Genomic DNA, 7,720 nt, shown 5'->3' with positions numbered 1-7,720 from the left:
GATCTGACGGACGCCGACTCGACACCCTGCCGGGCCCCCGCGTCCCGGTCACCGAGGACGGCTCCCCGGCGCGGCGCCCGCACGGTCGCGTTGCGGGAACCACCGCTGAGAAAACGCGTGACGACACAGCGCGATGCGCGGCGGGCCGATCGAGCAACCCGCTTCCGGCCGTCCGCGCGCCTACTGCTCGCGAAGTTGCCAACAACGCGCCTACCGCAGCCTGAAGCGCTGACACCACCGGCCTCACACCGACACGGCCAGGTCCTCCAGGCGGACCGTGCTGAGCGACTGCTCCGCACGCTCCCCGCCCACCGGCTGTAGTACTAGAACAGAAACTCCAGGTTCTTATAATCATGACTACAGTGTTTGAATAGGGGCGTCGGATTTCATGAGGGCGATGACGTCATCGACACGTCAACTCAATGCCATGACGGAGACGATCGCGGTTGCGTGTCGAAACCAGAAAGCGCCCCGATCACGTCGTTCATCCCATTGGGCCGCGATCACGATCGCCACTCCGCTCGCTCAGAAATACCCGCAGCTGGAGCAGATCTTCACGCCGATCGCCGCGAAGCCCGACACCGCGGCGCTCACGGACCTGGACAAGAAGGTCAGAGTCGACGGCCAGAAGTCCGCCACGGTCGCCCGCGACTGGCTCAAGTCGGCGGGCTTCATCAGCTGAACCGTCCGCGCGGGCGGACGGGGCTTGATCAGCGGACCATGTCGCCGCGCCGGGATTCCGCTGCTGTCGCGCATCGATATACAGACGATTATCAAAGTGCGAGGTATCGGCATCAGCACGCCCTTGAAAGGCGCTGAATGATCCGGGCATGATATGGGAACAGGCCGGTGAGCTGAACAGGAATACGCGGTATTCGTAGCTGGAGACTGTGCGCGGGGGAAGACGCCGGTCGAGTGCGGAAAGCTACGCATTGCCGACCGTCCGGTTCGGCCTGTTCCAGGCATCCAGTGGCAAGCAGATCCCGAGGCGTCAGCCTGCACTATTCCTTCAAGCGAGGAGAAAGAAACATGCGATGGTTAAGAGCGGCGGTAGCGATGATCGGTGTGGTGACAGCACTTGTCGTCGCCGCGCCCACGGCGTCGGCTTCGTCGTCCGGTACTACGAACGAGCAATACTGTAATCATCAGGTCTGCATGGAGGTGAACAGCAAGAGCGGGGGCTACTACAGCGTCCGTGCGGCCTTCCGATCCAACCCGCCGTTCGGCGCTACGCACTGGGGTCACTTCCATCTCTGGGGGCCCGGCCTGGACAAGTACACCCCCTCTCAGGAACGACCTGCCTACCAGTGGACCGAGTGGTTTCTGGCCCGCGGGGTGGGCAACGTCTGCGTGGAGGGCTGGTCCCTTTTGGACGGCAACATGAGGTCGATCGGGTTGCCCTGCGGCCCGACTCACAGCTGACGACACGAAACCGTCGCCGTTGGCCAGGCCGCAGCAACGGCCAGAAATCCGTCCTTGCGGTGGACGCGGCCGAGCGGGAGAGCACCCGGTATATACCCGAGCGGTCGTAGGTTCGATCCTGCCGCGCCCACCGAAATGACGCGACAATCCGCCGGCGGATCTTCTCAACGCGGTCGAGACCGTGGACGAGATCGGCGAGAACTACACCGCGGAAGACACCCTCCGCCGCGGTGTCGGCACCACGCTCGTGGAAGCCGGGGTCGCGGCGGAGAAGGTGTTGCACGGGATGCATCACCCGGCGTCGAAACTCGTGGTCGACGTCAACCGGCCCGAGCAGATCGCCGGACTGGCCGAACAACGAGGACTTCCGGTCGGCGCGGAACGAGTTGTTCGAGGACCACTGGAGTGCGGTGCCGTCCCCTAAAAAGCTGCGGAAGAACCAGACGGTTCGTCCCGAGGTCAGCTTCCTGCTCCGGGGACGCCGACACCGAGGCCACCGGCGTCCGCGACGCGCGTTTCATGGCCATCGGAACGCTCCGGGTCGCCGCCGAGCAGGGTTACGACCGCGCCAGCCTGAACGTGGACGCGGCGAGTTCGGAGTCTTCGAGAGAGCGGGCTTCGCGCCGAAGATGCGTTAAGCGCGTTGGGCCCTCGAAACCTGACGCGGACGTGCCCCAGGCTTGAGCAAGATGCCAGGCACCGTCGACAGATGCTCGGTCGAGCACGTAACTGCCGTACCGCTCAAGCCGGTCGAGATGGTCGAAATCCTCCCTGGCGTCGCTGCCGCCGACCTGGAGGAAGTAGTCCTGACTGACAGTGGGGCTCACCACGACCGTCACCCGTCCCTTGCCCGGCAGGCTCTGGAAGGTGTGCGGCACATTCCGCGGCCCATAGACGATCCCGCCGGGGCCGACATCGTGCACCTCGGCGGTCGCCAATGAGGTGCCTCCGATCCAGTAGCGGAAGACTAGGCCGAGCACTTCGACGTCCTCGGCGTCTCCGGGTGCGGTGGGCCCGTTCTCGCGCTCGCCGACGGGCGTCGTGTCGCTGCCGGGGCGGGTTAGTAGCTGGGCGGCGCGGTCTCGATCTCGGTGCGGCACCGCGGGCACAGTATCCCGCCGGGCCCCGTTTCACGATCGCCGCACTTCGAGCACTTCTTGGCACCGGATTCCGTCTCCACACCCCGACCTTAGGCCATTAGAGTCGGCCATGTGTTCGACACGGTCCCGCCTGAAGATCTGCCGATGCGGCCATCACAGTCGACGTCGGCGGGCGAACACTGCCCGTGGGGCTGTGACCTGTCCCTGGCGGGGTCCAGGCCAACTACTCCCACTGGTATGGCACGTCGGCGTTCATCTGCACGGCGTGCCGGGACGCCGGCGGCCTGGAAGCGGGGGAGTGGATCACGATCAACCCGTCGCGCTCGGCGCAGAAGCATCCGAGTGAGGTCGACGGGCTGACGATCGCGCTCGTGGTGCTGCCGCCGGGGCCGGGCAGATCCAACTGATCCACCAGGGCTCACGTCTGGATAACTGGCGCCCCGCTGAGCGCGCGGTCAAGAATGTCGGCGGCCTGAGGATTCGCTGTGCCGGCCACTACATAGTGCGTGCACGTGAAGTCACCGGTGGCATGACTGCCGGCATGGCTCTTGAAGTCAGGGACGCCGATCCGCCTCCGCATCGTGTACAGCGCATTACCGACGTTCTTGGGCGTGCGCCAGGTGCCCGTGTAGGGGTGGGGGAACACGAATTCATCTTCGGCGACGTCGGCTGACTTGCGCAGGTTCGAACGCTTCGACTTCACTGGGGTGCGCTGGGCTCCCAACCCGACCGGCTCAGTGATCGTCGCATTGATCCACAGGTGCTTTGGCGGGATCTTACGTGTCTCTTCGCCGGGTGTTCCGGCGAACACAGTTCGTGTGATCGGTTCGTCACTGAGGTTGACGTATTGCCATGAGAGGGCCACGGTCTCGCCAAGCCTGGTTCCTAGACCAAATAGCGCCCGGGTGATGGTAGGCAGGTCAGCGTCACGCGCCAGCTTGTCGCCGTCGATTTTGGCGAACAGCGAGGGAACCGCCTCTGCGGTGACCGCTTTTGCGGCGTTCTGTGGTCCTCCCACGATTCGACGCATCGACTTGACCGGGTTGTGGGTGGGTGAGTATGACTGCCTCCACGCCGAACTGAAGCAGGCCGCGGGTGACCTCACGAACAACGCGTCGTGTCGTCGGTGCCAGCTTCTTGGGCTTAACTTGCTTTGCCTCTCCTGTGGCTTGAGGTGCTGCTTACTCCTCAACCCAGCCTCGAACTGCTGCAGACGACTGACAGTGCACTCGGTGAACAGGAGCTGCCCAATCCCAGGAATGATGTGTGTCTTCAGCGTTACGACGTACCGGTCCACTGTGGTCGGAGCGCATTCCTCGCGAACGCGCTCAAGGAACGCAGGTATAGCCTCGATCAGGCGTGAGGATGCGGTCAGGGGCTTGCTAGGAGTGATGAGAGGCACAGGTGAGAGCAGTGAGAGCAGGTATCGATCGGCACTGGTCACGGCTGTGTCGGGGAAGGCTGTGGGGCTTGTGCCTGCGTCAGCGACGACGGTGATGGCTCGAGCTGCGTTTCAACTCGGCGAAGCAGGTGAGCAGGGTTTCGCCGGTGTGGTTGCGGTAGTTTGCCATGGCGCCATCGGTGTAGGCGAATCCCCCTGGCAAGCTTGGTCTTGGGGATCCATCGTCCATCAACGTTGCCATAGAGTCGAATTCGCCGTGGGTACCGAGTGGGAGGGGCCTGCGTGCCCTTCGTCATCTCCGTGAGCATGGATTGCCGTGCTGCCCTCGGTTTGACCTGACTGGGCTGGGCGATTGCCCTACCAGCCATGGCTCATGGTGGTGCCTGCGCTACCAGGAGTCTTCACCCTTGCGGGGTCGATCGCGGTCATCGTCATCCGTAGGTTGTGACGAGACAGATCACCACCGGTTAAGGGGAAATGATGAATGCAGGGGGCACGTGCGCCTTGGAGCTGGAATCCGTGAGCAAGGTCTACGGATCCGGTGATGGCGCGGTCACGGCTTTGAACGGGGTGACCGTAGGGGTGCGCAGGGGCACGTTCACCGCTGTGATGGGACCGTCGGGATCGGGCAAGAGCACCTTCCTGCACTGCGCGGCCGGGCTGGACCGGCCGAGTTCGGGGCGAGTGCTGCTGGGCGACACGGAACTGAGCAGGCTGAAGGAGAAAGCGCTCACTGAGCTGCGGAGGACCCGCATCGGGTTCATTTTCCAGGCCTACAACCTGCTGCCGTCGCTGAACGTTTTGCAGAACATCACGCTGCCGATGCGGCTGGCCGGGAAGAAGCCCGACCCGCAGTGGATGCGCGAGATCGTCGAGGGCGTCGGGATCGCCAAGCGGCTCGAACACCGCCCGTCGGAGCTGTCCGGCGGCCAGCAGCAGCGCGTCGCGATCGCCCGCGCGCTGATCACGAGGCCGGAGGTCGTCCTCGCCGACGAGCCGACCGGAGCGTTGGACACCCGCACGGCGCGTCAGGTCCTCGACCTGCTCCGCTCCATTGTGGACGACATGGGGCAGACCGTGTTGATGGTCACACACGATCCGGTCGCGGCGTCGGCCGCGCATGGCGTGCTGTTCCTGGCCGACGGCAAGCTGGCGGGTCACCTTCCGCAGCCCACCCCGGACCGGGTGGCCGAGCGCATGACCCACCTCGGGGAGTGGTGACGTCATGTGGGATTTGGCATGGCAGACGATCAAGACCCGCCTGAGCGGCTTCATCGGCGCGTTCATCGCGATCCTCTGCGGCACGGCGCTGGTCGCCGGCTGCGGCATCCTGATGGAGTCCGGGCTGCGGGCGGGGGTCCCGACGCAGCGGTACGCCGACGCGGCGGTCGTCGTCGGTGGACAGCAGACGGTCGACCCGCCAGGGGCGGGCCCGATGGAAAGCCAGCAGGTCGGAGAGCAGGCCTCGGTGCCGGTGGCGATCGCCGGGACGATCAAGTCGGTGCCGGGGGTCCGCGGCGTGGTGGCGGAGCAGAGCTTCCCCGCCAACGTGGTGAAGGCCGACGGCCAGGCGCTGACCGGGCCGGAGGGCGGCCAGTCACTGGGGCACAACTGGGACGCCGCCACGCTGGCCCCGTTCTCGCTGCGTGACGGCCAGGCACCCACGCGCGCCGACGAGGTGGTCCTCGACGCCGACTTGGCCGCCCGCAGCGGTGTCACCATCGGGCACCCGGTGAAGATCGCCGTCCGTTCGACGCCGGTGGACTACCGGGTCTCCGGGATCGCCGCGCCGAAGTCGGGTGACGGCCTCTCCCGCCAGTCCTCGGTCTTCTTCTCCCCGGAGAAGGCAACCGAACTCGCCGGGATACCAGGCCAGGTGCACGCGATCGGCGTACTGGCGGACCCGGGTGTCACGCCGGGCGACCTCGCCGACCGGATCAGCGACGCGGTCGGCACCGACAAGGTGACGGTGACGACCGGGGTAGAGCGCAGCACGGTCGAGTTCCTCGACGTCAGCCAGACGCGGATGCTGCTGATGGCGCTCGCGGGCTCCTTCGGTGGCTTCGCGCTCCTCATCGCGGTGTTCGTCGTGGCCAGCACGCTGGCGCTGGTCATCAACCAGCGTCGCCGGGAGTTCGCGTTGCTGCGGGCGATCGCGGCGACTCCTCAGCAGATCCGCAAACTCATCGGCGCGGAGACGATGCTGGTCGCGTCGGTCGCCGGTGTGCTGGGCAGCGGCCTCGGCGTGGCGGTGGGCTTCGGCCTGAGGAACGCCTTCGGCGCCATCGGGGTGATCCCGCCGGACTTCGAACTGGCGCTCAGTCCGATCCCGCTCGTCGCCGCACTGGTGCTCAGTCTGGGCACGGCCCGGCTGGCCGCGTGGTCGGCATCGCGACGTCCGTCGTCGATCCGCCCGGTGGAGGCGCTCGGCGAGGCCGCGGTGGAGCGGCGTGAACTCGGCCGCGTGCGCGTCATCATCGGCTGCGCGCTGGTGGTGGCCGGTCTCGGCGGCTCGATGGTCCCGATCTTCCTGCGCGGCGACGCGGGACTCGCCGCTTCGTCGGGGTCGGCGCTGATCATCGTGATCGGACTGGCCGTGGTCAGCCCCAAGGTGGTCGCGTTCATGACGCGGTTGATCGCACCGGTGCTCAACCGGACATCGCGGATCAGCGGCTACCTGGCCGCCGCGAACAACCAGGCCAACTCGCGGCGCCTGGCCGCCGCGGTGACGCCGGTGATGCTGGCGGTCTCGTTCGCGCTGACGATGTTCTACAGCCAGACCACCGCCGCGGCCGCCCGGCAGGAGGAGACCGTCGAGTCGACCACCGCGGACCACGTGCTCGCCAGCGGTACCGGCGGCCTGTCCCCGGAGGTGGCCGAGGCCGTGCGGCGGATCCCCGGCGTCGCCGTCGCGACCCCGGTCGTGCGCACCGAGGTGATGAACACGGTGCAGGAGCAGGAAAGGCTGCGCGTCGAGCGGTACGGGGCGCAGGGTCTGGACGGCAATCAGGTGCGCGGGAACCTGGACCTGGGCGTCGTGTCGGGCAAGATCACCGACCTGACCGGGAACACCGTGGCGATGAGCGAGTCGGAAGCCGACTGGTACGAAAAGAAGATCGGCGACGAGGTCGAGTTCTTCTACGCTGACGGCGCTCCGGCGAAACTGCGGCTGGTCGCCACCTACAGCCACGACCAGGCGTTCGGCCGCTACGTGCTGCCGGTCGAGTTGGCGAGGGCGCACACCGGTGACCGGAGGGACGATTCGGTGCTGGTGCGGCAGGAAACCACCGCCGACACCGCGACGGTGGCCGCCGCGCTGCGTGACCTCGCCGTCCGATATCCGGGGCTGGTCGTGACGCCGGGATCGGCGGTGGCCGCGCCCGACGGCGGCCAGCAGCAGGCTCAGTTCTACGTGAACCTGGTCGCGGTCGGCGTGATCCTCGGCTACGTCGTGATTTCGGTGGCCAACACGCTGGTGATGAGCACGGCGCAGCGTTCGCGGGAGTTCGCGCTGCTGCGGCTGATCGGCACCACGAAGCGCCAGGTCGTCCGGATGATGCGGTTCGAAGCGCTGGCGACGGTGGGGGTCGCGGCCCTGCTCGGCACGGTGGTGGCGGGGGTTCCCCTGGTACTGCTGAACCTCGGACTGCGAGGGACGCCGCTGCCGTCCGGTCCGGTCGTCGTCTTCGGCGGGGTCATCGCCGGGGCGATCCTGCTCGGCGTGGTCTCCCTCGGCCTGTCCACCCGGGTGGCGTTGCGGTCGAAGCCGATCGAAGCGATCGGTCTCCGCGAATAG

7 protein-coding genes are annotated in these 7,720 nt (G+C 66.7%); 4 read left to right on the top strand and 3 right to left on the bottom strand.

Annotated features, from left to right (window positions below; all coding sequences use genetic code 11):
- The first annotated feature begins 427 nt into the window (after positions 1 to 427).
- Positions 428 to 682: a glycine betaine ABC transporter substrate-binding protein gene (locus ACM6LU_RS36505; RefSeq protein WP_414942424.1), complete on the top strand. Its 255-nt coding sequence runs from the start codon at positions 428 to 430 to the stop codon at positions 680 to 682.
- A gap of 921 nt (positions 683 to 1,603) precedes the next feature.
- On the top strand, positions 1,604 to 1,846 hold the full coding sequence (locus ACM6LU_RS36500; RefSeq protein WP_414942423.1) for a hypothetical protein: 243 nt from the start codon (positions 1,604 to 1,606) through the stop codon (positions 1,844 to 1,846).
- 133 nt (positions 1,847 to 1,979) lie between these two features.
- Here ACM6LU_RS36500 and ACM6LU_RS36495 read toward each other — a convergent pair whose 3' ends face one another.
- From ACM6LU_RS36495 to ACM6LU_RS36485, 3 genes are all read right to left on the bottom strand, one after another.
- A complete protein-coding gene (locus ACM6LU_RS36495; RefSeq protein ID WP_414942422.1) occupies positions 1,980 to 2,522 on the bottom strand; it encodes a hypothetical protein in 543 nt (180 codons plus the stop codon).
- A 223-nt stretch (positions 2,523 to 2,745) separates the two neighbouring features.
- A complete protein-coding gene (locus ACM6LU_RS36490) occupies positions 2,746 to 2,934 on the bottom strand; it encodes a hypothetical protein (RefSeq protein WP_414942421.1) in 189 nt (62 codons plus the stop codon).
- A 6-nt stretch (positions 2,935 to 2,940) separates the two neighbouring features.
- Entirely contained in the window at positions 2,941 to 3,552 is a 612-nt protein-coding gene (locus ACM6LU_RS36485; protein WP_414942420.1) for a hypothetical protein, read from the bottom strand.
- A gap of 852 nt (positions 3,553 to 4,404) precedes the next feature.
- Here ACM6LU_RS36485 and ACM6LU_RS36480 point away from each other — a divergent pair.
- Both ACM6LU_RS36480 and ACM6LU_RS36475 read left to right on the top strand, forming a co-directional pair.
- On the top strand, positions 4,405 to 5,145 hold the full coding sequence (locus ACM6LU_RS36480) for an ABC transporter ATP-binding protein (RefSeq protein ID WP_414942419.1): 741 nt from the start codon (positions 4,405 to 4,407) through the stop codon (positions 5,143 to 5,145).
- A gap of 4 nt (positions 5,146 to 5,149) precedes the next feature.
- On the top strand, positions 5,150 to 7,720 hold the full coding sequence (locus ACM6LU_RS36475) for an FtsX-like permease family protein (protein WP_414942418.1): 2,571 nt from the start codon (positions 5,150 to 5,152) through the stop codon (positions 7,718 to 7,720).

The organism is Amycolatopsis sp. cmx-11-51, assembly GCF_047608665.1.
Lineage (GTDB): Bacteria > Actinomycetota > Actinomycetes > Mycobacteriales > Pseudonocardiaceae > Amycolatopsis.
The sequence above is the reverse complement of the archived record's forward strand: the minus strand, read 5'-3'. Positions and strand labels throughout refer to the sequence as shown.